Here is a 21,099-nt window from a genome sequence, read left to right on the forward strand (position 1 = left end):
CAAAAAAATGTTTGGCTAATCAATCAGGAGGGTTCTATGGATAGCAATAAAAATACCTTTATTCAGGAAGCAAGAAAGCAGCAAATTATTGAAGCTACGATAACGACACTTGATGACATAGGCTATGTAAAGGCGAGTTTAGCACAAATCGCTAAACGTGCTTCTATCAGCACAGCAATAATTTCTTATCACTTTGTAGATCGACAAGATTTAATCAACCAAAGTCTGCAGACACTAATTGAGCAATCCACAACTTTTATTTTGACAAAAACATATACTGCCAGTGACCCTGTCACACAATTAGCAAACTTCATAGAGGCAAGCATTGCTTATCAAGCGACACACCCAAAAGAAAATGCAGCATTATTAGAAATTGTCTTCAACGCTCGGACTGTACAAGACATCCCTTACTATAAACTGCCAGATGAAGAGGAAGACCCACTTTTGACGGCATTATGTAATATTTTAGAAGATGGAAAAAAACAGGGGACATTTAGTGTTCGCTCTGTCAATGTAATGGCAAAAGTAATTCAAGGAGCGATTGGTGAATACATGCTTATAGGGGGACCGCTTGCTATTGCGGCAGAGGATTACAGTCTCGAAGTAACAAATATTATATGGACAGCAATGAAAGTAGAGGGGCCAAAAAATGCTTAGAGCGCTATTCAACTGGATGTTAGTCATTGGTTTAATTTTATTAGGAGGCCGTCTCGTAACACTAATTTGTCGATATTTCGACATTCCCTTTACAACATTTTTTAAAGATTATGCACTAGTATCCATGATTATCTTAATTGTTGGAATTATAGGAACTGAAGCTATGAAGAAACAAAAATAGTCATAGAAAAAAGATTCGACACATCTTTGGTGTCGAATCTTTTTTAATGGGCTATTTCTTTTTCTCATTATAATTACTTCTAGCAACTAGCATGATCATATAGCATAATAAACCGAATAAAAGGGAAATAAATAATGAATGCAGTAAAGCTACCGTTAAATTCAGTTTAGTAAGGACTACTAACATACCTGCAATAACTTGTAAAACTACTATAGAAAAAGCAATTATCCATCCATAGTATATAACACGTTGATGTTTATATTCCTTTACAGCGTGCCAAGTTATGTATGCAATCCAAATGAAAATAATAAGAACAGCTAATCGATGTCCCATTTGCACCCATTCATACATATTATTCGGGGGTGCGAAAGGTGTTTCATTATAGCAAAATGGCCAATCAGGACAAATTAAGCTCGAATCTGTATGACGAACTAGCGCCCCTGTATAAACGACTAAATAAGAATAAATTGTGACAGCAATTGTATGCCAACGTAACTTTTTACCAATAAATACGTTATCGGCATCAAATTTCCGATCGACTTCAAATACAATCATAGAGAGAAGAAGAACCGCGGCAAAGGAAATCAGAGATATCCCAAAATGAAGTGCTAAGATGAAATCACCTTGCCCCCATAATACTTGAGCTGCTCCAATAAGAGCTTGCGCGATTAAGAAAAACATTGCTAGGAAACCTAATAGTTTTACTTCGCGAATATGTCCGAGCTTACGCCATGTCCAAACGGTTAACACAAGAATTGAAATAGATACAACTCCTGTTACGAGACGATGTGAGAATTCAATAAGGACTTCTGGTGTAATCTCCTTTGGAATAAGAGATCCATTACAATCAGGCCAATTTCGACCACAGCCTAGGCCACTATCTGTTTTGGTAACGAGAGCCCCACCTAGTAATATAAGGAGCATCCCGACTGTAGCGGCAACAGCAAACCACTTCAAATACCTGTTGTGTTGCATAAAATGAGTCACCTACTTTATCTATCAACATTACAAGCACGTAATGTTTCTGCTACTAGATAATATCGAAAATACGTATAAAAAACAACTTGTAAAGAGAAGGGACTACTAGATGTCGATTCCATTTCACAAATTGTTCATAATTTCGTGCTTTAACCTTCACAATTCATTTTAGAAAATGTTTTACTATAGATATGTTGTTTTTAATTATATTTCTAGACAAAACTAATTTTTACAACTTCATCTAAATTTCACTTAATGTCTAGAAATCAATCGCAAATTTCGCTATAGTTATTGTTAGCGGAATATGCTTACAAAAATGAAAGGAGAGGTATTATGTCAAACGGTCGTACACTGGCGGCTACTAGAAATACTGGTCCTGAAACAACATCTGTTGTAAAAGATTTCTTAGCACTAATAAAAATTGGAATCGTTAACTCGAATCTTGTCACAACGTTTACAGGGATGTGGCTGGCTTTTCAGTTTACTAGTAGACATTTCTTGCAAGAGCTTGATGTCATATTTTACACCATGCTGGGTGCGGCATTAATCATTGGTGGCTCAGGTGCAATGAATAACTTCATTGATCAGGATATAGATCCTATCATGAAAAGAACAAAGGCAAGACCGACAGTGACAGGCAGATTTAAGCCAAACTTTGTGTTGACCATTGCCCTCTCATTTTTAATTGTAGGTGAAATTTTGTTATTTGCGGCATCGTTTGCAGCCGGCATGTGGGGACTAGTAGGAATATTTGCTTATGTCGTTCTGTATTCAATGTGGTCAAAGAGGAAGCATGTTAGTAACACGGTTGTAGGTAGTATTTCAGGGGCTATTCCTCCTGTTATTGGATTCGCGGCGATTGAGCCTGCCTTAGGTCCAGGAGCACTAGCTTTATTCCTTATCATGTTTGCATGGCAACCACCACATTTCTATGCGCTTGCTATGAAACGGACTGAGGAATATCGTGCAGCTAAAATACCAATGCTACCTGTTATAAAGGGATTTAAACGTACAAAGTACTCAATGTTATTCTGGATTCTTTTATTATTACCGTTACCTTTCCTTTTAACAGAGCTTGGAATTGGCTTTTTAACTCTTGCTACTGCATTGAACTTGGGTTGGTTAATACTAGCTCTGAAAGGCTTTACAACAAAAGATGATATGAAATGGGCAAATAAAATGTTTATTTATTCGTTGAATCATATGACCATACTATTTGTAGCCATCATAATATTTGCGGTGTTTAGCTAAAGTTAGGGATTCTTTCTTTTTATAAGAATTCATATAGACAGAACTGATGTCCTAGGTACACATGAAAATACAACAAAGAAAGAGGGGTTTAATTAAGCTATGATGAAAGGGCTTAAAAAATGGCGTCTTTTTTCACTTCTAGCAGTGATGATGGTTTTCCTTTCAGGTTGTGGTGAAGATTATCTTTCTACACTAAAACCATCTGGAGAAGTAGGTAAACAACAATTAAATTTATTACTGTTAACTACTGTAATTATGACGCTAGTAGTAGTAATAGTATCCGTTATCTATTTACTTGCATTCCTAAAATACCGTCGTGCACGCGTAGGTGAAAATGTTATACCTAAGCAAGTAGAAGGTAGTCATACGTTAGAAGTGATTTGGACAGTTATTCCGATTATTTTATTATTAATTATCGCTGTACCAGTTGTTACAACTACTTATAAATTTGCAGATGTTGCTGCAATGGATGAGGTAGATGAAGAAGGGAACAAAACAGCCCTAACGATCAATGTAACGGCAAAATTATACTGGTGGGAATTCGAATATCCTAACCAAGGTATCGTAACGGCTCAAGAGCTAGTGGTACCAACAGGTGAAAAAGTTTACTTTAATTTAAAAGCTGCCGATGTTAAGCACTCATTCTGGATTCCTGCTGTAGGCGGTAAAATGGATACAAACGTGGAAAACTTAAACAAATTCTACTTAGTATTCGATAAAGAATCAAAAGATCTTAAAGATGGCGTATTTTATGGAAAATGTGCTGAATTATGTGGACCTTCACATGCATTAATGGACTTTAAAGTAAAAACATTAAGCCCTGATGCATTTGATGCATGGGTTGATGCAATGAAAGCAACTGAAGGACAAACTGCTGACAAAGCTTCCACTGATCTTGGTGAAGCAACTTTTGCTAATAGCTGCTTAGGCTGTCATGCTATCTCTGGTTCAGGAGCAGGCGGTACACCAGGTCCAAACTTAACTACGTTTGGTGACCGTAACCGTGTTGCTGGTTTCTTAGAGCATAATGAAGAAAGCTTAAAAGCTTGGATTAAAAACCCTGAGGAATTTAAACCAGGTAACTTAATGATGAATGCTGAAGGCACTGCGCCTATCTACGGTAATTTATCTGATGAAGAAATTGAAGCTCTTGCAACTTACATCATGGGCTTATCAGTAGAAAAATAATTTTCGTTCTATGTAACAAATTTTGAGGGAGGTAAAAGTTGTGAGCTCATACACACAGAAAAAGGGCTTTGGAGCAGCTGTCTGGGATTACATCACTACTGTTGACCATAAAAAGTTAGCAGTGATGTATTTATTAGCCGGTACATTGTTCTTCGCTATCGCTGGTTTTGAAGCATTATTAATGCGTATTCAATTAATGAAACCAAATAATGATTTCGTATCAGCTGGTTTTTTCAATGAATTATTAACAATGCACGGAACAACAATGTTATTCCTAGCTGCTACGCCACTACTATTCGCATTTATGAACATGCTTGTACCATTACAAATTGGTGCGCGTGACGTTGCATTCCCGTTCCTTAACTCATTAGGGTTCTGGTTATTCTTCCTAGGTGCAGTATTCCTTCACCTGTCATTCTTTATGGGTGGCGCTCCTGATGCGGGCTGGACTTCTTATGCATCATTATCTTTATATTCTCCAGGACATGGTATTGATTTCTATGTTCTTGGTTTACAAATTTCAGGGGCAGGTACATTAATTTCAGGTCTTAACTTTATCGTTACGATTATTACAATGCGTGCTCCAGGTATGACATTTATGCGTATGCCATTATTCACTTGGACTGCTCTTGTATCAAGTGCCTTAATTTTATTCGCATTCCCCCCATTAACAATTGGTTTATTAATGATGTTATTTGACCGTATGTTCGGTGGTAACTTCTTTGACCATACAATGGGTGGTAACACAGTAATTTGGGAACACTTATTCTGGATCTTCGGACACCCAGAGGTTTATATCTTAGTATTACCAGCATTCGGTTTATTCTCTGAGATTATTCCAGCGTTCTCTCGTAAACGTCTATTCGGATACTCTTCAATGGTATTCGCTACAATTTTAATTGGTTTCTTAGGGTTCATGGTTTGGGCTCACCATATGTTTACAGTTGGTCTTGGGCCAACAGCAAACGCAATCTTCGCTGTTGCAACAATGGCAATTGCAGTTCCAACAGGTATGAAAGTATTCAACTGGATCCTAACTATTTGGGGCGGATCTATTAAAGTTACAACACCAATGCTTTATGCACTTGGATTCATCCCGTCATTCGTTGCGGGTGGTGTTACAGGGGTCATGCAAGCATCTGCACCTCTTGACTATCAATTACATGATTCTTACTTTATCGTTGCTCACTTCCACTACGTAATCGTTGGTGGTATCGTTACAGCATTATTTGGTTCAGCGCACTTCTACTGGCCAATTTTCTTCAACCGTATGTTAAACGAAACGCTTGGTAAAATTACTTTCTGGGTATTCTTTATCGGATTCCATTTAACATTCTTCCTTCAACATTTCTTAGGTTTGATGGGTATGCCACGTCGCGTATTCACTTACATGGAAGGTCAAGGTTGGGATCAATTCAACTATATCTCTACAATCGGTGCATTAATGATGGGTGTAGGGGTTATCTTAATGGTAATCAACTGCTTAATGTCTATTAAGGGCAAACCAGCAGGACGCGACCCATGGGGCGATGGACGTACTTTAGAATGGTCAATTCCACAACCAATTCCATTCTATAATTTCCGTCAAACTCCACTTGTTCGTGGTTTAGATCCATGGTGGATTGAAAAACAAGAAGGTAATAAAGAGGTAACATTTGCTGAGCCACTAGGTGATATCCATATGCCAAATAACTCAGCGATTCCATTCGTTATTTCATTAGGTATGTTTATTGCAGCATTTGGTGCACTTTACAATCCAGACGCAGATAAGCCGTGGTCTATCTATGTATTAATCATTGGTTTAGCTATTACATTTGGTGCAATGATTGCTCGTTCTGTTAAAGACGATCATGGTTTCCATTTACACAAAGAAGAAATTCTTGAAATTGAAGAACATCTTTACGGCAAAGGAGGAAATAAATAATGGATTTCAATACTAAATTTACTCCTCATACTTGGCCAGATCATCCTGAACAAGCTACGATGGAAGGTAAAAATAAAGTCGTTGGTTTCTGGATTTTCCTTGCCTGTGAAGTTGTACTTTTCGCAAGTTTATTCGCTACTTATTTAGCGCTTAAGAACAAAGGGCCAGCTGGCATGGAGTTCACAACTCAAGGTTTATTTGAATTACCATTAGCATTTGCTATGACAATGTTATTATTAACATCATCACTAACATCTGTTTATGCAATTTACCATATGCGTAACTTTAACTTTAAAGGTATGCAAACTTGGTTAGCGATTACATTAGCTTTAGGTCTTGGATTCTTAGCACTTGAAATCTATGAGTTCAACCACTATGTGCACCTTGGTTTTACATTTAATCAATCTGCATTTGCAACAGCGTTTTATTCTTTAGTTGGTACACACGGTTTCCACGTATGTTTAGGACTTGTATGGATTGCAACATTAATGATTCGTAATGCTAAACGTGGATTAAACCTGTACAATGCACCTAAATTCTTCGTTGCTGCTTTATATTGGCACTTTATCGACGTGGTTTGGGTATTTATCTTCACAGTAGTATACTTGATGGGAGTGATCGGATAATGTCTTCACACGATACACCTATAGTTGCTAAGTCACAAGCACAGTATGAGTATGATCGTCATCATAATGCCGTTCATATGCGTAAACAAGTAATCAACTTTGCGATTATGATTTTCTTTACTTTTATCGCATTCGCAGTAGTTGCAGCTGATTTTTCTAAATACTTAATTATGCCATTCGTATTATTATTGGCTGGCGTTCAAGTTGTACTTCAACTGTATTCTTTCATGCACTTAGAAGATAAAAAAACTCACTTTGGTGGCGTTATTGGTTTCTTCATGTGGATGGGAATTTTAATCGCATTTACATTCTTCTTAGCATTTTTAACAATCATTTGGTGGTAATCACCAAAAAAGCACGTTCGTTATTTTGTACGAACGTGCTTTTCTTATGTTTTGAGGTTATTTAGGTATCAAAAGAGGCAAACACTGTTAAACTTAACATTTGTTCACCTTTCGTTCATTGCAGTATAGCTGTAAGCGTTTTATAATAGGAGTACTGAAGTTTAAAGGAGTGCGTTCTATATGCCACTTAGTATATTTGGTTTCCAAGCATTGTGGAGCCCGTATTTAATAGGGGTTCTTGTTTTTATAACAATCATCTATTTTTTAGTCACAACAAAGTGGCGTAAGGATTTTAAAGTAAGCGAACCTTTGAAAAAAAGTGAAGCTATTTACTTTGTTTTAGCTATGATTACCATCTATATTATCAAAGGATCTCCTATCGATTTAATGGCTCATATTATGTTTACCATGCATATGGTGCAAATGGCTATTCTGTTATTGCTGGTCCCTATTTTCTTAATTAAAGGGATTCCTTGGTGGGTTTGGAAGGTGGCTATTGAGGCACCAGTAGTTAGAACATTGTTTAAAGTGCTAACATTACCAGTTGTTGCTGTCTTTGTATTTATTGGTCTATTTTCTTTCTATCATTTACCGTCCATATTGGATTACATTAAATTAAATGAAACATTACATGGTACCTATACATTTGTATTATTTCTATCTGCGGTGTTTATGTACTGGCCTTTAATTCAAAATATGCCAAATAGTAATCAAATGAAGCCTTTGCATAAATTGGCGTATATTATTGCTAATGCTGTTTTAATTACACCTGCTTGTGGATTAATCATCTTTGCCCCAAATGCAATGTATGAGACATACACAAACGGTGATGCATGGTTAAAGGCGATGGAGCTTTGTGTACCAGCCTCTACATTGTCAGGATTATCTTTATCTGGACCTGAGCTATTTACAGACATGAAACCAGTTGCAGATCAGCAATTAGGTGGCGTGTTAATGAAAATCCTACAAGAGCTTATTTTTGGTGTACTAATTGGTACAATCTTCACAAGATGGTATCGATCTGAGCAAAAAGATCCGGATAAAATCACTGCTGACGCTTTAGCTGCCCACCAAAAGAAGTGGGAAAGTCAACAGCAACATTAATTGAAGAATAGAAATTTACTTTGTGTAAGGGGTTTTGACAATGGAATTGCAAATTTTGCCTACTATTAGTACATCGTTTATCGTTATTAGTGCGGTACTAGTAGCGATAGGGTGGGGCTTAATTATAAAACGAAATGTAGAGGGACATAAGAAAGTGATGCTTGCTGCAGGTGTTGCGGCACTTATTTTCTTTATCATCTATGCGTCCCGTACAATCTTTATTGGAAATACAGCTTTTGGCGGTGGAGAAGATTTAAAACCATATTATACGTTCTTCTTGATTTTTCATATTATTTTAGCGACATCTGGAGCTGTGTTCGGTATCGTTAGTATTATTTCAGGTTTGAAAATGAACATTAAATTACACAGACGAATTGGGCCAATTACAAGTATTATTTGGTTCTTTGTTGCCATAACTGGTGTATTAGTTTATTTATTATTGTATATTTTATTTGAGCCTGGTGAAACAACATCAGTAATTAAAGCCATTTTAGGATTTTAAAAAAATCTCCCTCCTTATTTCTGTGCAGGAGGGAGATTTTTTATAGTTGGTTGGAATAGTGAAAGGACTACGACAACCAGTAATGGACCAATTAATATTCCAATAAATCCAAAGATTTTAAAACCGATAAACATGGCAATAAAGGTATTCAAGGAAGAAAGTCCAATTTTATCACCAATAATTTTTGGCTCAATCATTCGTCGGACTAGAAATTGTCCAATGGTTAGTAAAATTAAGACAGCTGCATATAAATAATCGCCAGCAAAGACCTGATAGATTGCCCATGGGACTAATAAAATAAATGAATCAAGAAAAGGGATAAAGTCTAAAACAACAAGTAGAAGTGCTAACAGTATAGGAAAGGGTGTTTTTAAAAAATAAAATGCAGCGAATGATATAGCAAAGATCCCTATCCCTACAAGTAATTGAGCTTTCAGAAATCCAAATAATGCTAGCTTAACACGTTGGCCAATAAAGATTATTTTTTGATGGTAATGAAAAGGAACGGGCGTTAATAATTTACGATTAATTGTTGGTAATTCTAAAAGCAACATATACAACACAATCCAATAAACAAATATATCAAAAAGACGTGTGGGAATATATGTTAGTAACGTTGACCAAACATTGACGTTCGTTAAGGATAAAGAAAATTTTTCGATGGATGCTAAAGCTTTTGCAATCATAAATTGAATTTGTGAAACTAACTCTACAGGTAAATGATAGGTGTAATTGCTGAGCTTCGATTGCATTTGAATCCATAGGGCGGACAATTGATTAAGATAATCAGGTATATCAATAATAAAGGAAGAAAATTGTTTCCAGCTTATATAGAGGATAAGTGCACATAATAATAAAGATATACTTAGAAAAAACAAAAAAAAGAAGAAGACAACGATTTTTCGTTTTTTTCTAAACCGTTTACTCATTCGAACGATGATTGGTTCTAACAATAACGCGGTTAAGTAGGCAAGTAAAATTGGTAATGATATGGAGATGGACCAAAGGATCAGTATGCCCATTGCGATAACAATAATGGGATGACGAAAAAAAGGACGATTAAAAAATGATAACATTTTTCTCACCTACATCTTGTAATAGATATAGGTAGTATGAGAAAAAAATTTTTTTTTACTCAAAATAAAAAAAGACTGGACCACCAGTCTTTTTACAACCATGAAGCTATTTATGCTTACTTACCGTCACTTCAATGTACGAAAGATTAGCGTGCGTTAACAGGTTCAAAGTTATTTTTATTTGTAGGCTCGATTGAGAATTGATCTAACTCTAATTTAACCTTTTTTAAGATTTCTTCACATTTTTTTACAAGGTGTGCTGGATAAACCTCGTCATCGCCATATTCAACACCATGTGGATAATAATATTTACCAAGGACTGGTTTCATTAATGTAAGGATGGCATCGTGTGCACCTACGTCACCAGAAATAGCATATGCGAATACGCGTAGGTAATAACGACCTTCACGAGTATCGAATCGTTTATCGAATGTCATACGCTCGTAATCCCAGCCGCCATCACATTCTAAACCATGTTTTTTCATAATGCTGACAAGTAGCTCTTGATCAGCTGTTAAATTTTCAAGGTTAGTATTTTCAAAATACATGTATAGTCCTCCTTTAGGTTCTCGTACAAAGTATACGCTCATTTTTATAATAGAGCATATTCGACATTGTTGCAATGACAACATTGTGTCAACCCAATTACAATTGATATAATAACTTACAATAATGGTGATGAAAAGGAGTCCTGTATGAAAGCTTTATTCCGCATTTTAATGGTTTGTGGTGCAGTTGCATTAATTGGCTTTATGTTTTTTAATACCCCTAAGGAAAATGAGCCACTAGAAGGCCCAAATACCAATTCGAATATCATACCTCAAACACAGCTAAAGCAGGAACCTGCAATAGGCGCAATGACACGTCCACAAACAGGTATATCCACATTGATAGGAAAAGGCACACAAACTGTTTTAGAACAATATGGGGAGCCTGCAAGAAAAGAGCCGTCTTCATTTGGTTATCAATGGTGGGTCTACAATGAAGATGTTTCAACTTTTTTTATGATTGGCATTGATAATAATATTGTGACACAAATTTACATAGCAGGACAAGAAATTGATGCATTTCCTTTTAAAGTAGGCCAAAAACGTGATGAAATATACAGAATGACGATCATTGATTATGAGGTAGCCGCCACTGTAGGCGAAAATATTTTCATTTTTTCGATGAGTGAAGAAGATATGCAAACAAGGCTGCTTATCAAATTTGATGGTCTTTACGCACAGCTTTACATAGATAGGGAGACAAGTGAGTTGCAAGGGATTCGATATACAGACAGTGAAACACTTGTCCTTCATCAGCCATATGAAATGAGCTATCAAGGGGAGCTTGTTAGACGTACTCCTCCTTCCTCTTTCTTACAGCAAGAAATTGATGTGGCTAGCGCTAAACAATTAGACGATTTGCTAAATGTAACAAGAGTCCATCATGATTTACTTCCTTTAGAAATGGATGAATCCTTGGAGGAAGTAGCAAGAATGCATAGTGAGGACATGAAGGTGCAAAATTTTTTAGCGCATGAATCTCCAACCTATGGCGATCTAAAAAAAAGATTACAGACGCAAAAAATCGAGTATAGTGAAGCGAATGAAAACCTAGCAACTGCTTATTTTGATGCAATTGAAGCCATGCATGGCTGGACAAATTCTCCTGAACACAGAAAAGTTCTTTTGAATGATCGATACACCCACGTTGGTTCTGGCGCCTTTGTAGATTATTATACGCAAATATATCTTGAACCTACTACACAAGAACTGGATAGAGAAGAACATGATAATGAAGAGACAAAAAATGAAAAACAAGATAGCGAAGATTCTACAGATAAATCAAATCAAACCTTACCATAACAGAATAATATTCAATTGAAGACAAGCTTTCAACAAACGGGCTTGTCTTCATTTTTTATGTGGAGTTTCTCCTTCTTTTAGGGTTCTACATTTTTCGTCACACCGTTACAAACGCCGTCATATGATAGAGAACTGAGAGGGGGAATGAGGTTTGCAATTAGCAGAGTTATTAAAAGACTGGCCATGTAGCGTGACGGGAGGATCTATACGGACAGAAATTACTGGTGTAGAGGACTATGCGCAGGCGGTACAACCTGGTGATATATTTATTGTGCGAAAAGGAAAAAAAACATCGGGAAGTCGGTTTGTCAAAGAGGCATTGGCACGTGGAGCTGCTGCCATCGTTTCAGAAGAAAGTATCTCTTTGCCAATTATAGATAAAGAAATTCCATTTGTATGGGTTCCAAATACAGCATTATTTTTATCGTATGCAAGTGCGAAGCTTGCTGCTTTTCCAGCAGAAGCTTTAACTGTTATCGCCATTACAGGTACAAATGGAAAGACTACAGTGAGCCATTTTGTCAGTCAGCTTCTAAATGCACTACATAAACATGCAGCAGTTATTGGAACAGTTGGCTTTTTCATCAATGGTGAGAAACAACAAACGGCTTATGAGCAATTAACAACATTGCAAGCTAAAGAATTACACCCCATTCTTAAGCAATGTGTGCGGAAAGGTGTGACCCATGTTGTATTAGAGGCTTCTTCAATGGGGTTGCAGCAGCATAGGCTCGATCATTGTGACATTGACTGTGGTGTATTTTTAAATTTATCAGAAGATCATTTAGAAGATCATGGAGGGTTAGAAGCTTATAAACGTGCCAAGAAACGTTTAGCGGATTTATCAAAAAAGCTAGTATTAAATGGAGATGATAATTTTTGCCGTTCTGTTGGCATTTATGATAAGAAAAAATCTTGCTCATTTGGTTTTGATAATCACAATGATTTACATATCCAAATCGTCAGTGAATCAGTTGGCAAAACCGTACTTTGTTTACAGACTTCCGCGAGTGAGCATATTGTAGAAATTCCCTTTGTTGGTAAATACCATGTGCAAAATGCTGTTGCATCCTTAATGGCTGTATGGCGCTTAGGTGTACCTATGGAAGATATAGTTGGACATATGTGGTCATTAAGGCTACCAGAGGGCAGGCTGGAGAAGATTGAAAATCCATTAGGAATTGATGTTTATGTAGATTATGCCCATACAGCAGAAGCTTTACAAGCGGTATTGCAAACCTTTGATCGCTCTAAAACAATTTACCTTGTCTTTAGTTGTGGAGGAAATCGAGATAAGGCGAAACGCTTTGCAATGGGGGCAGTAGCAAGTAAATACGCTGATGTTATTTATTTAACGACAGATAATCCACGTGATGAAGATCCTATTGTGATTAATGAAAGTATTATTGCTGGTTTTACAGAGCAACAATATTATGAAATTTATTTAGATCGCAAACTTGCTATCCATCAAGCATTAGCAAAGGCAGAAAAGGGTGACATTGTCCTTGTTGCCGGAAAAGGGCATGAACAAACACAGCAAATTAAAAATCAAAAGTTCCCTTTTTCCGATCAACAATGTGTTAAAGACTATTTTGCGAGTTTAATTACGGACGACGCTGAATAACGAAGAAAGATCCTGTAGCAATAGCAAGCCTGCGACCAGTCTCATCTTCAATATCACATTCCATGACAAGCGTTTGGCGTCCCTTATGAACAAAACGACCACGTGCAATCAATTCTTTATTTGTGGTGGTAGCAATATACGATACATTCATATTCGTAGTAACTACATTATAGCCCTCAGGCACAGAGCGCGAAGCAAGCCCTCCCATAGCGGCATCAGCAATCGTTGCAACAATACCTCCATGTGGCACCTTTATCGTATTGTGGATGACCGGTGTAATAGGGATACGGACCTCACTGACCTCAGTCTCAAATTTACCTACCATATGTAAAATAGCATTAATATAACGACGGTGAATGCCCTGCTGTTTCTCCCGTAGGCCCTTTAAAAGATGTAATAAAACTTCTTCATCTTCCTCGGTACTGTTTTGTAAAATCTCGGCAACTAACTGTTCAACCTGATCCTTAGATGTTGTCATCATTTTGAAAACCTCTTTCATGAAAATTATCATTAATGTAAAATTACCATAAAATCTGTTATGATGGGAAAGAGATTGGGGGAATTAAAGATGATGATGACCTCTGACTGGGTAATCATTTTGGATGAGGCGGAAGCGCTTTGTGAGATGATTCTTTCCTCAGAACCTGCGATGGCGCTACAACAAGCGTATGAAGCTGTATATAGTGATGCACAAATTGTAGAAGCTATATATGCATTTAATCGCATGAAAGAGCAGTACGAAGATGTACAACGATTCGGAAAATATCATCCGGACTACCATACAATTATGAAGTCGATTCGCCAACAGAAAAGGGCACTTGACTTAAATGAGAAAGTTTCAGCCTTGAAAATTGCTGAAAACGATTTTCAGGATTTACTTGATGAGATTAGCCTATTAATAGGAAAAACGGTCTCTGAAGCGGTAAAAGTTCCTGTTAGTAATCCATTCTTTGCATCTGGTTCATCTTGCGGTGGTGGATGTGGCTCGGGCGGTTCATGCTCCTGCTCAGCGTAAATAGGATGTGTGTATATAGCATATCTCTTCTAGACTGTAGACAACTCGAAGGCAATAACTGAGTTAGTTTACAGTCTTTTTTATAATTAAATTGAAGGAGGAAACATTAATGAAAACTTATCGAATTGCTGTAATACCTGGAGATGGAATAGGACAAGAGGTTGTGCCAGCTGCAATAAAAGTTCTTGACCAGGCAGCGTTGTTAGATGGACGCTTTCAATTTGAATGGACAACCTTTCCATGGGGCTGTGAATACTATTTAGAGACAGGAAAAATGATGCCTGATAATGGTATTGAGCTGTTAAAACAGTATGATCAAATATTCTTAGGTGCAGTCGGAATGCCTAAATTGGTTCCGGATCATGTATCATTATGGGGCCTTCTCATTAAAATTCGACGTGAGCTACAGCAATCTATTAATGTACGACCTGCAAAGCTACTTCAAGGATTACCATCACCTTTACGACAACCAAATGATTTTGATTTTATAGTTGTAAGGGAAAATTCCGAAGGGGAGTATGCTGAAAGCGGAGGAAGAATACATAGTGGTCAAGATGAGGTGGCAATCCAAAATGCTGTTTTTACAAGAAAAGGTACAGAACGGGCGATGCGCTATGCATTTGAACTAGCCAAAACACGTAATGGACATGTGACAAGTGCTACTAAATCAAATGGGATTACATATAGCATGCCTTTTTGGGATGAAGTGTTTACTCAAGTAGGAAAAGAATATAAAGAGGTAGGTCAAGCATCTAATCATATTGATGCACTAGCGGCATTTTTAGTGATGAAGCCAGAAAATTTTGATGTTATCGTAGCATCGAATTTATTTGGGGATATTTTGACAGATTTAGGCGGTGCCATTATGGGAAGCATCGGTATTGCACCTGCAGCAAATTTAAACATTGAAGGGCAATATCCATCAATGTTTGAGCCTGTCCATGGTTCTGCACCAGATATAGCTGGTCAAGGAATTGCCAATCCTATAGGACAAATTTGGACAGGTAAGATGATGCTCGATTTCCTTGGTTATCAAGATGTGGGAACAAGGATATTGAATGCTATAGAGCAAACAATAGCGCGGGGTATAAAAACGCCTGATTTGGGTGGAGTTGCCACACTAAAAGAAGTAACAGATGCAATCTTAGATTATTTAACATAAGTATTCCTGTAATGGAAAGTAATAATGGGGCTAACATTTACATGAAAGGGAAGCACATCTGTTCAGTGTGCTTCCCTTTCATTCCTTGTCTTATTTAGACTCTTGAACCTGTAATAACTCAACAGCAATATCCGGACGATCGGTAATAATGCCCTTTGCCCCATTATTGAGTAGTTTTTTCATCGTATCTAGGTCATTGATTGTCCAATAGTGGACAGGTATATTGAGGTTGTTTAAAAACTGAATAAATTTAGGAGAATCTAATGCAATAACCCCTGACTTTGGAGGAATTTGAAAAACATCCACTTTAGGGTGATATAAATGTCCAAACTGACTTGAGAAGGAAGCAAATGCTTTTCTGACATCTGATTCACCTGCACCAAGTGCTACTTGATTTTGAGCATATAAATTAAAACGATCTATTTGCTCACCATAAAAGCTTGTCACAACAACACGATGTTCAGCTTGAAGTTCTTCGATTAAGCGCCAAAGTTTAGAAGGCATCAGACTCCCTTCATAAGTATCTGGAGCATCTTTGATATCAATATTGATTAACATGTTTGGATAGGTTTCAAGCAACTCTCGTAAAGTTACGACTTTCAATTTATCCTCTCGATATGGGAAATTTCCATCTAAATCTTCAAATTGGTAGCCATGGTTCAAGGCATTGATTTCTGCCAACGTCATATCTGCAATGAGCCCATAGCCATCCGTTGTACGTTCAACTGTCTCGTCATGGAAAACAATAATTTCCTCATCTTTCGTTAGGCGAATGTCGATTTCAAAGCCATCAACACCTAGCTGTACAGCTTTTTCAAATGCAACCATTGTATGTTCTGGTGCTAAAAGAGCTCCGCCGCGATGTGCAAGAATTATGGGGCGTTCAAATTGTAATGCTTGTTTACCTTCGCGTTGCTGTGGTTTGGAAATAGCTTTACTGCCTGCCCAAGCTGCTGCACTTGCTGCTGCAATTGCAAGCGCAATTTTTGTTTTCTTACCCATATTCGTCCTCCTTAAAAATTATCCTCATATAAAAAGTTGTAGTGAAAGCATTGTTTAATTAATAGTAGTGAGTACAGGGACTACTATTAAAATTAGTTACTAGTATAAATGAATGATGATTTTTTTATGCCGATTTTTGCCATCCTATTTGAAAAACAATCGGGTTCATTTGAGGCATGACCATCTTTCAGCATTTTTCTGTTCCTGTAATGATGCTACAATTGAATTTAATTAAAACAACTGATTCATCTTCACGATGTTCAACGTTGTATGCTTTTCCATTATAACGGAAAATTGAGCGTTCTGTCAGCTAAACTCTGTTGCTATCATTTTCTGGTCTATGGTATTCTTTTATGTAAGAAATGAGGGAATCCACTATGAACGAACGACAAGGGCTAATCGTTTACGTCCATCAATTAAAACATGCGAAGTCACTTCGGAAATATGGTCATGTTCTTTATATTTCTAGAAGGCAAAAATACGTAGTGCTTTACTGCGATCGTGAGGATATTGACATGATGACAACAAAACTACAACGCCTTCCATTTGTGAAAGACGTTGTGGCGTCTTATCGTCCTTTTGTAAAAACTGAATATGAAAATGCAAAACCAGATAAAGCAAAGGAATATGACTATAAAGTAGGTCTATAAACTTATGTTAATGCAGGTATATAGTTATTTAGTCTTAATATACCTATTAAGTATTGATAAAATAGTTTTGATTCCGAAAATATAGATGAGTGCTTTATTTCTACAACTACTGCTTTTCGACCGAGTTGTTCTATTTGTGCTTCAAACATTTTTTGTCGCTGTGTTGGCTGTTCTTCATTGTATGGGATGCCTTCTCGACAAATATAAATAGGCATGAATTTACTTTCGCCGACTGGTTTAAGGGCGACAGCTAAAGAAATCACCTTCTTGTCTTCTTTTGTAGATGTTAGTAAAAAGGCTTGATGAAAACGTTCCTGGTTGGTTTTAATAATTTCGAGTAACTCGTAAACATCACCATAGCCTTCACCTAATTCTATAAATTGTTGTGGCATAATAATTGCACATCCTTTCCAATATTCATAGTATCATGCTGCGGGAGGTCAAGCACATGAAATTTGCATTAAGCTTTTTTTCTATTTTAGCACTAATCATTACAGGAACGGTATTTTTCCAATACCATGCTTATTCATCTGATTTAGAAACAGGCATAGGGGATTTTCATTATTCTCAGGAAATAGAAATTGTCTATCGCGAAAATAGCTTAGATATTCGTCAACATTTTAAAAACCTACCAAATCAAAAGGTGAAAATTAAATGGCCTGAAAAAGCAACAAACGCTAGTTGCTTTATTGAAAATGAAAAAAGCTGTGATCGTTTATCAGATGAAGTTTCTTACTTTGCAAAAGGGGAGACAAAATCACAATCTGTGTCATACATAATTCCAATTGAGGGTGGCTTAAAAAATAAGATGCTCCTTCAAAATGTTTTTGCTACACTAATAAATGGTGAAGCATCATATTCAATTGTTTCGATTTCTACAGACAGTAAGGTGAAAGGACAATGGGTTACAGGTTTGCCCCTAGTAGGTCAACAACAACTTGTACTTGTCAATTACACAATGTTTAGAGGAAACGGTACAGTTCAAGATTTATATTGGCAAGCCGGGGAGCTTAAAGCGCAAGAACAGACACCTGTGTTATCAATTTATGCCCAGCAAGAAGTCCCTAATGATTTTCTAAAGTCATTAGAAAATTTACAGCTTCTAAGTGATGACCATATTGCAATTATTCAAGAAAAAAGTCCAGTAGCAGTTCATGACGAAAGATTGTTATTTTTACCAACACTTACTGCACAAGCTGTAGAGCAAGAAGTAATTTTATCACAAATCAAATCACAATATAATTTTGTAGATTCCCCAGAATGGTTGCCTGAGGTTGTGGCATCCTATTTAATAAGCGATCCAATTGGGGGAGAAAAAACAAAGAAAATCATCAAGACATTAAATGATTACATGACAGATGCTCAACAACAAGCTTGGCAGGAAACATTGAAAAAGCTTGGAGATGAATCAATTTCACCAGATACAATGGACAAGTATTTATCACAGGTATTAGATGCCAAGACATCTTATTTTGCATTAAATGCAGCTCAGCAAAATGGAACCTATCCACTTTTATTTGAGGATCCACGTGATGTCTATGTGGATGATACATTGAAGGAAGATGTTCATGTTATTCTCTATGAGGGACAGGTGTTGTATACGGCAGATACATTATTGCCTTACCTTGGCTACTCAGCTGAGGAAGGAAAAAATGGCTATTATGTTAATAGCGAGCATCGTACATTCCGCTTCCCTAAAGAGCCTGGATTCTATGTATTCAACCAGCGTAGGTATTCATCAATCTCTGAACCAATCATAAAGATTGCTGATCATTATTATGTAGAAGAAGCTTGGTTACAGCGATTATTCCAAGTTGAATTGCAAAAAAAGGATGAGCGTATTCAAGTATTAAAACAAGAGCAACAATAACTTTTGCAGCGGAGGGCCAACCTTTCGCTGCAAAATACTTTATATAGACGAAAGTACGGTGAGATACTGATATGAGAGTTGTAGCAGGAGAGCGCAAAGGAATGCCGCTTAAAGCAATAGCGGGAAATACGACAAGGCCTACAACTGACAAAGTAAAGGAATCCATTTTTAATATAATCGGACCATTTTTTGATGGAGGTTTGGCGCTAGATTTGTTTGCTGGAAGCGGTGGTTTGGGGATTGAATCATTAAGTAGAGGAGCAGAACGTGCTATTTTTATTGAGAAAGATCCTAAAGCATTCCAGGTGCTACAAGAAAATATAAAAAAATGCCGTTATGAAGAATATACAGAGCTTTTTCGTATAGATGCAAAGCGCGCTGTGAAAGCGCTATTAAAGCGTGATATTACATTTAAACTCGTATTTTTAGATCCACCTTACCATCAGCAGGAATATTATGACCTCGTACAGATTTTGGTCGATAACAGTAAAATACAACAAGATGGTATTATTTTATGTGAACATGCAAAAGAGATAGGATTACCTCAAAATTTTGGGGAGTTTGTTTTAACAAGACAAGAAACCTATGGCGTAACAATTATTTCTGTTTATCGCTGTACAGAGGAAGAGGGAGAATAAGTTGTCTGAAAAAATTGCTGTAGTTCCTGGAAGTTTTGACCCTGTAACATTCGGCCATTTAGATATAATTAAACGTGCGGCCGACGTGTTTGATATCGTATATGTAGCAGTATTAAACAATTCAGCAAAGAATCCTTTGTTTTCTGTAGAGGAACGTATGGCTTTGATGGCTGAAGTGACAAAAACCTTACCTAATGTTCGTATAGAGAGTTCTTCAGGCTTATTGATTGATTATGCTAAGGAAAAAAAGGCGAAGGCAATTGTCCGTGGCTTACGAGCAGTTTCAGATTTCGAATATGAGATGCAAATTACTTCTATGAACCGTTTCCTGGATGAAACAATCGAAACATTTTTCATCATGACGAAAAATCAATATTCATTCCTAAGTTCTAGTATAGTAAAAGAGGTTGCGAAATACGGTAGTGATGTTAACGAGCTAGTCCCTACATGTGTCGTAAAGGCTTTAAAAGAAAAATATGGTTTTACACAATAAGGATGCAGAGGATGTCAAGAGAACGATGACATCCTCTTTTTGATATTTAGAGCGAGTGTTATTTTAGAAAAAATAAAGCATAAATAGTTGGTACAATGATTATGCTAAGGAGGCGGAATTTAATATAAGGTCGTACAGAAAGTTTCGCAGATTTGGCGATAACAAAAATTTGTAAGTGAATACTTATACTTTGCATCGTTAACAAAATCACAACAAGTAAATGGGTATACGGAAGATCTGGAAATGCTGTAACTGTCATTTTAAGACCGTTCGTTACCTCCAGAACAGCTGCTATGGAAAGCTCAATCGTATAGGGAAGCTTTGGTATCAGCTGATCTAAGCCTTGTTGTACAATGGTTTGAATCGTTGTAAAAAAGATAATGGTTGTACCAACTAGCAGAATGGTTGGGGCTGTTTCTTTAATACTTTCCGAAAATGGAGCACTATAGAGTGGTGTGTTGTGTACGGAGATATTAGGTGAATCAGTTTTGCGAAAGAAAAAGTAGCCAGTTACTAGGCAACAAATATTAAACGTATGTAGTAAACATAAAAACAACCATCCAAACGTATTACTGTGTAGTAAATCAAGGCTTACAAAACCTAATACAAAAAGTGGACTGGGTGCATGACAAACAGCTAGCAAGAAATTTGCTTCTTTAGGGTGTAATTGACCACTATTTTTCAAATAAACAATAGTGGTTGCGCCAGTTGGATAGCCTCCAAGGGCACTAATAACGTAGGCTTGTACGTATAAAGAAGCCCTTTTTGTTTTGGTACGCATAGGGGCTGTTAAACGCAGCAGCCATTGTGTTAACACAAGATACGGCAATAAGTACGGGAAAAGTGCTTCCATGAAAAGATTTAAGCCTAAATCTGTACCACTGTGAGCGGTTTGTGGGAATAACAAGAGTAAGAGAATTAGAATCACGCAGAGCACTATTTGAATTGTAGCAAACATGTTATC

24 protein-coding genes are annotated in these 21,099 nt (G+C 36.9%); 17 read left to right on the forward strand and 7 right to left on the reverse strand.

The annotated features are described in order from the left end of the window. Positions 1-36 precede the first annotated feature (36 nt). Positions 37-657 (forward strand): TetR/AcrR family transcriptional regulator, encoded by a 621-nt coding sequence (locus RCJ95_RS14350; RefSeq protein ID WP_320939856.1) that lies wholly within the window; start codon positions 37-39, stop codon positions 655-657. Continuing rightward, positions 650-838: a hypothetical protein gene (locus RCJ95_RS14355; RefSeq protein WP_004224783.1), complete on the forward strand. Its 189-nt coding sequence runs from the start codon at positions 650-652 to the stop codon at positions 836-838. Before RCJ95_RS14350 ends, RCJ95_RS14355 begins: the two co-directional genes overlap by 8 nt. A 51-nt stretch (positions 839-889) precedes the next feature. On the opposite strand, the gene RCJ95_RS14360 is transcribed toward RCJ95_RS14355, so the two are convergent. Beyond that, positions 890-1,813, reverse strand: coding sequence for a COX15/CtaA family protein (locus RCJ95_RS14360; protein ID WP_004224784.1), 924 nt, complete (start codon positions 1,811-1,813; stop codon positions 890-892). Positions 1,814-2,149: 336 nt separating this feature from the next. Here RCJ95_RS14360 and cyoE point away from each other — a divergent pair, with 336 nt between their 5' ends. From cyoE to RCJ95_RS14395, 7 genes are all read left to right on the forward strand, one after another. Beyond that, positions 2,150-3,067 carry a heme o synthase gene (cyoE, locus tag RCJ95_RS14365; RefSeq protein WP_004224785.1) on the forward strand — a complete coding sequence of 306 codons (918 nt, stop codon included), beginning with the start codon at positions 2,150-2,152 and terminating at the stop codon, positions 3,065-3,067. 99 nt (positions 3,068-3,166) lie between these two features. Then, positions 3,167-4,255 (forward strand): cytochrome c oxidase subunit II, encoded by a 1,089-nt coding sequence (gene coxB / locus RCJ95_RS14370; protein WP_016992772.1) that lies wholly within the window; start codon positions 3,167-3,169, stop codon positions 4,253-4,255. 40 nt (positions 4,256-4,295) lie between these two features. After that, complete coding sequence (ctaD, locus tag RCJ95_RS14375) at positions 4,296-6,179, forward strand: cytochrome c oxidase subunit I (protein ID WP_004224787.1); 1,884 nt, start codon at positions 4,296-4,298, stop codon at positions 6,177-6,179. Continuing rightward, a complete protein-coding gene (locus RCJ95_RS14380; protein ID WP_257521265.1) occupies positions 6,179-6,805 on the forward strand; it encodes a cytochrome c oxidase subunit 3 in 627 nt (208 codons plus the stop codon). Before ctaD ends, RCJ95_RS14380 begins: the two co-directional genes overlap by 1 nt. After that, entirely contained in the window at positions 6,805-7,149 is a 345-nt protein-coding gene (locus tag RCJ95_RS14385; protein WP_004224789.1) for a cytochrome C oxidase subunit IV family protein, read from the forward strand. Before RCJ95_RS14380 ends, RCJ95_RS14385 begins: the two co-directional genes overlap by 1 nt. 180 nt (positions 7,150-7,329) lie before the next feature. Continuing rightward, on the forward strand, positions 7,330-8,253 hold the full coding sequence (gene ctaG, locus RCJ95_RS14390) for a cytochrome c oxidase assembly factor CtaG (protein ID WP_004224790.1): 924 nt from the start codon (positions 7,330-7,332) through the stop codon (positions 8,251-8,253). A gap of 40 nt (positions 8,254-8,293) precedes the next feature. Then, positions 8,294-8,755 carry a DUF420 domain-containing protein gene (locus tag RCJ95_RS14395; protein WP_016992774.1) on the forward strand — a complete coding sequence of 154 codons (462 nt, stop codon included), beginning with the start codon at positions 8,294-8,296 and terminating at the stop codon, positions 8,753-8,755. A gap of 14 nt (positions 8,756-8,769) precedes the next feature. Here the strand turns inward: RCJ95_RS14395 and ytvI are convergent, their stop codons facing one another. After that, entirely contained in the window at positions 8,770-9,831 is a 1,062-nt protein-coding gene (ytvI, locus tag RCJ95_RS14400) for a sporulation integral membrane protein YtvI (protein ID WP_009373494.1), read from the reverse strand. Positions 9,832-9,977: 146 nt separating this feature from the next. Beyond that, on the reverse strand, positions 9,978-10,379 hold the full coding sequence (locus RCJ95_RS14405) for a YugN family protein (RefSeq protein ID WP_004224795.1): 402 nt from the start codon (positions 10,377-10,379) through the stop codon (positions 9,978-9,980). 147 nt (positions 10,380-10,526) lie between these two features. On the opposite strand from RCJ95_RS14405, the gene RCJ95_RS14410 reads away from it, so the two are divergent. Continuing rightward, the gene (locus tag RCJ95_RS14410; RefSeq protein ID WP_257521267.1) at positions 10,527-11,681 is read left to right on the forward strand and encodes a CAP domain-containing protein; all 1,155 of its coding nucleotides are present in this window, start codon (positions 10,527-10,529) and stop codon (positions 11,679-11,681) included. Between the two features lie 151 nt (positions 11,682-11,832). After that, positions 11,833-13,305, forward strand: coding sequence for a UDP-N-acetylmuramoyl-L-alanyl-D-glutamate--2,6-diaminopimelate ligase (locus tag RCJ95_RS14415; protein ID WP_221679697.1), 1,473 nt, complete (start codon positions 11,833-11,835; stop codon positions 13,303-13,305). Here RCJ95_RS14415 and RCJ95_RS14420 read toward each other — a convergent pair. Then, positions 13,286-13,786, reverse strand: a complete 501-nt coding sequence (locus tag RCJ95_RS14420) for a PaaI family thioesterase (RefSeq protein ID WP_221679699.1) — start codon at positions 13,784-13,786, stop codon at positions 13,286-13,288. The genes RCJ95_RS14415 and RCJ95_RS14420 overlap by 20 nt on opposite strands. Before the next feature lie 87 nt (positions 13,787-13,873). Between RCJ95_RS14420 and RCJ95_RS14425 the strand changes: the two genes are divergently transcribed. Both RCJ95_RS14425 and RCJ95_RS14430 read left to right on the forward strand, forming a co-directional pair. After that, positions 13,874-14,320, forward strand: coding sequence for a YlbF family regulator (locus tag RCJ95_RS14425; RefSeq protein WP_004224800.1), 447 nt, complete (start codon positions 13,874-13,876; stop codon positions 14,318-14,320). 109 nt (positions 14,321-14,429) lie between these two features. After that, positions 14,430-15,482 carry a tartrate dehydrogenase gene (locus RCJ95_RS14430; protein WP_320940188.1) on the forward strand — a complete coding sequence of 351 codons (1,053 nt, stop codon included), beginning with the start codon at positions 14,430-14,432 and terminating at the stop codon, positions 15,480-15,482. Between the two features lie 90 nt (positions 15,483-15,572). Here RCJ95_RS14430 and RCJ95_RS14435 read toward each other — a convergent pair whose 3' ends face one another. Next, a complete protein-coding gene (locus tag RCJ95_RS14435; RefSeq protein WP_221679704.1) occupies positions 15,573-16,484 on the reverse strand; it encodes a glycerophosphodiester phosphodiesterase in 912 nt (303 codons plus the stop codon). 377 nt (positions 16,485-16,861) lie between these two features. Between RCJ95_RS14435 and RCJ95_RS14440 the strand changes: the two genes are divergently transcribed. Beyond that, the gene (locus tag RCJ95_RS14440; protein WP_004224806.1) at positions 16,862-17,134 is read left to right on the forward strand and encodes a YlbG family protein; all 273 of its coding nucleotides are present in this window, start codon (positions 16,862-16,864) and stop codon (positions 17,132-17,134) included. Positions 17,135-17,136: 2 nt separating this feature from the next. Here the strand turns inward: RCJ95_RS14440 and RCJ95_RS14445 are convergent, their stop codons facing one another. After that, positions 17,137-17,526 carry a DUF7147 family protein gene (locus RCJ95_RS14445; RefSeq protein WP_036077099.1) on the reverse strand — a complete coding sequence of 130 codons (390 nt, stop codon included), beginning with the start codon at positions 17,524-17,526 and terminating at the stop codon, positions 17,137-17,139. Between the two features lie 56 nt (positions 17,527-17,582). Here RCJ95_RS14445 and RCJ95_RS14450 point away from each other — a divergent pair, with 56 nt between their 5' ends. The 3 genes from RCJ95_RS14450 to coaD all read left to right on the forward strand — a co-directional run bounded on the left by RCJ95_RS14450 (position 17,583) and on the right by coaD (position 20,135). Continuing rightward, positions 17,583-19,004 (forward strand): RNA polymerase II, encoded by a 1,422-nt coding sequence (locus RCJ95_RS14450; protein ID WP_446722430.1) that lies wholly within the window; start codon positions 17,583-17,585, stop codon positions 19,002-19,004. Between the two features lie 71 nt (positions 19,005-19,075). Then, a complete protein-coding gene (gene rsmD / locus RCJ95_RS14455; protein ID WP_446722431.1) occupies positions 19,076-19,642 on the forward strand; it encodes a 16S rRNA (guanine(966)-N(2))-methyltransferase RsmD in 567 nt (188 codons plus the stop codon). A 1-nt stretch (position 19,643) separates the two neighbouring features. Continuing rightward, entirely contained in the window at positions 19,644-20,135 is a 492-nt protein-coding gene (coaD, locus tag RCJ95_RS14460; protein ID WP_004224812.1) for a pantetheine-phosphate adenylyltransferase, read from the forward strand. Between the two features lie 58 nt (positions 20,136-20,193). Here coaD and RCJ95_RS14465 read toward each other — a convergent pair whose 3' ends face one another. Then, complete coding sequence (locus RCJ95_RS14465) at positions 20,194-21,093, reverse strand: hypothetical protein (protein ID WP_320940185.1); 900 nt, start codon at positions 21,091-21,093, stop codon at positions 20,194-20,196. Between the last annotated feature and the right edge of the window lie 6 nt (positions 21,094-21,099).

The organism is Lysinibacillus sp. BSL11, from assembly GCF_052928325.1.

What these genes read in the sequence shown, in the direction of transcription:
- RCJ95_RS14435 (WP_221679704.1), bottom strand. Translation starts at nt 16,484, where the DNA reads ATGGGTAAGAAAACAAAAATTGCGCTTGCAATTGCAGCAGCAAGTGCA.
- RCJ95_RS14410 (WP_257521267.1), top strand. Translation starts at nt 10,527, where the DNA reads ATGAAAGCTTTATTCCGCATTTTAATGGTTTGTGGTGCAGTTGCATTA.
- RCJ95_RS14395 (WP_016992774.1), top strand. Translation starts at nt 8,294, where the DNA reads ATGGAATTGCAAATTTTGCCTACTATTAGTACATCGTTTATCGTTATT.
- RCJ95_RS14380 (WP_257521265.1), top strand. Translation starts at nt 6,179, where the DNA reads ATGGATTTCAATACTAAATTTACTCCTCATACTTGGCCAGATCATCCT.
- RCJ95_RS14440 (WP_004224806.1), top strand. Translation starts at nt 16,862, where the DNA reads ATGAACGAACGACAAGGGCTAATCGTTTACGTCCATCAATTAAAACAT.
- ctaG (WP_004224790.1), top strand. Translation starts at nt 7,330, where the DNA reads ATGCCACTTAGTATATTTGGTTTCCAAGCATTGTGGAGCCCGTATTTA.
- cyoE (WP_004224785.1), top strand. Translation starts at nt 2,150, where the DNA reads ATGTCAAACGGTCGTACACTGGCGGCTACTAGAAATACTGGTCCTGAA.
- rsmD (WP_446722431.1), top strand. Translation starts at nt 19,076, where the DNA reads ATGAGAGTTGTAGCAGGAGAGCGCAAAGGAATGCCGCTTAAAGCAATA.
- RCJ95_RS14465 (WP_320940185.1), bottom strand. Translation starts at nt 21,093, where the DNA reads ATGTTTGCTACAATTCAAATAGTGCTCTGCGTGATTCTAATTCTCTTA.
- ytvI (WP_009373494.1), bottom strand. Translation starts at nt 9,831, where the DNA reads ATGTTATCATTTTTTAATCGTCCTTTTTTTCGTCATCCCATTATTGTT.
- RCJ95_RS14350 (WP_320939856.1), top strand. Translation starts at nt 37, where the DNA reads ATGGATAGCAATAAAAATACCTTTATTCAGGAAGCAAGAAAGCAGCAA.
- RCJ95_RS14430 (WP_320940188.1), top strand. Translation starts at nt 14,430, where the DNA reads ATGAAAACTTATCGAATTGCTGTAATACCTGGAGATGGAATAGGACAA.
- RCJ95_RS14420 (WP_221679699.1), bottom strand. Translation starts at nt 13,786, where the DNA reads ATGATGACAACATCTAAGGATCAGGTTGAACAGTTAGTTGCCGAGATT.
- coxB (WP_016992772.1), top strand. Translation starts at nt 3,167, where the DNA reads ATGATGAAAGGGCTTAAAAAATGGCGTCTTTTTTCACTTCTAGCAGTG.
- RCJ95_RS14405 (WP_004224795.1), bottom strand. Translation starts at nt 10,379, where the DNA reads ATGTATTTTGAAAATACTAACCTTGAAAATTTAACAGCTGATCAAGAG.
- RCJ95_RS14445 (WP_036077099.1), bottom strand. Translation starts at nt 17,526, where the DNA reads ATGCCACAACAATTTATAGAATTAGGTGAAGGCTATGGTGATGTTTAC.
- RCJ95_RS14385 (WP_004224789.1), top strand. Translation starts at nt 6,805, where the DNA reads ATGTCTTCACACGATACACCTATAGTTGCTAAGTCACAAGCACAGTAT.
- RCJ95_RS14360 (WP_004224784.1), bottom strand. Translation starts at nt 1,813, where the DNA reads ATGCAACACAACAGGTATTTGAAGTGGTTTGCTGTTGCCGCTACAGTC.
- RCJ95_RS14355 (WP_004224783.1), top strand. Translation starts at nt 650, where the DNA reads ATGCTTAGAGCGCTATTCAACTGGATGTTAGTCATTGGTTTAATTTTA.
- RCJ95_RS14450 (WP_446722430.1), top strand. Translation starts at nt 17,583, where the DNA reads ATGAAATTTGCATTAAGCTTTTTTTCTATTTTAGCACTAATCATTACA.
- RCJ95_RS14425 (WP_004224800.1), top strand. Translation starts at nt 13,874, where the DNA reads ATGATGATGACCTCTGACTGGGTAATCATTTTGGATGAGGCGGAAGCG.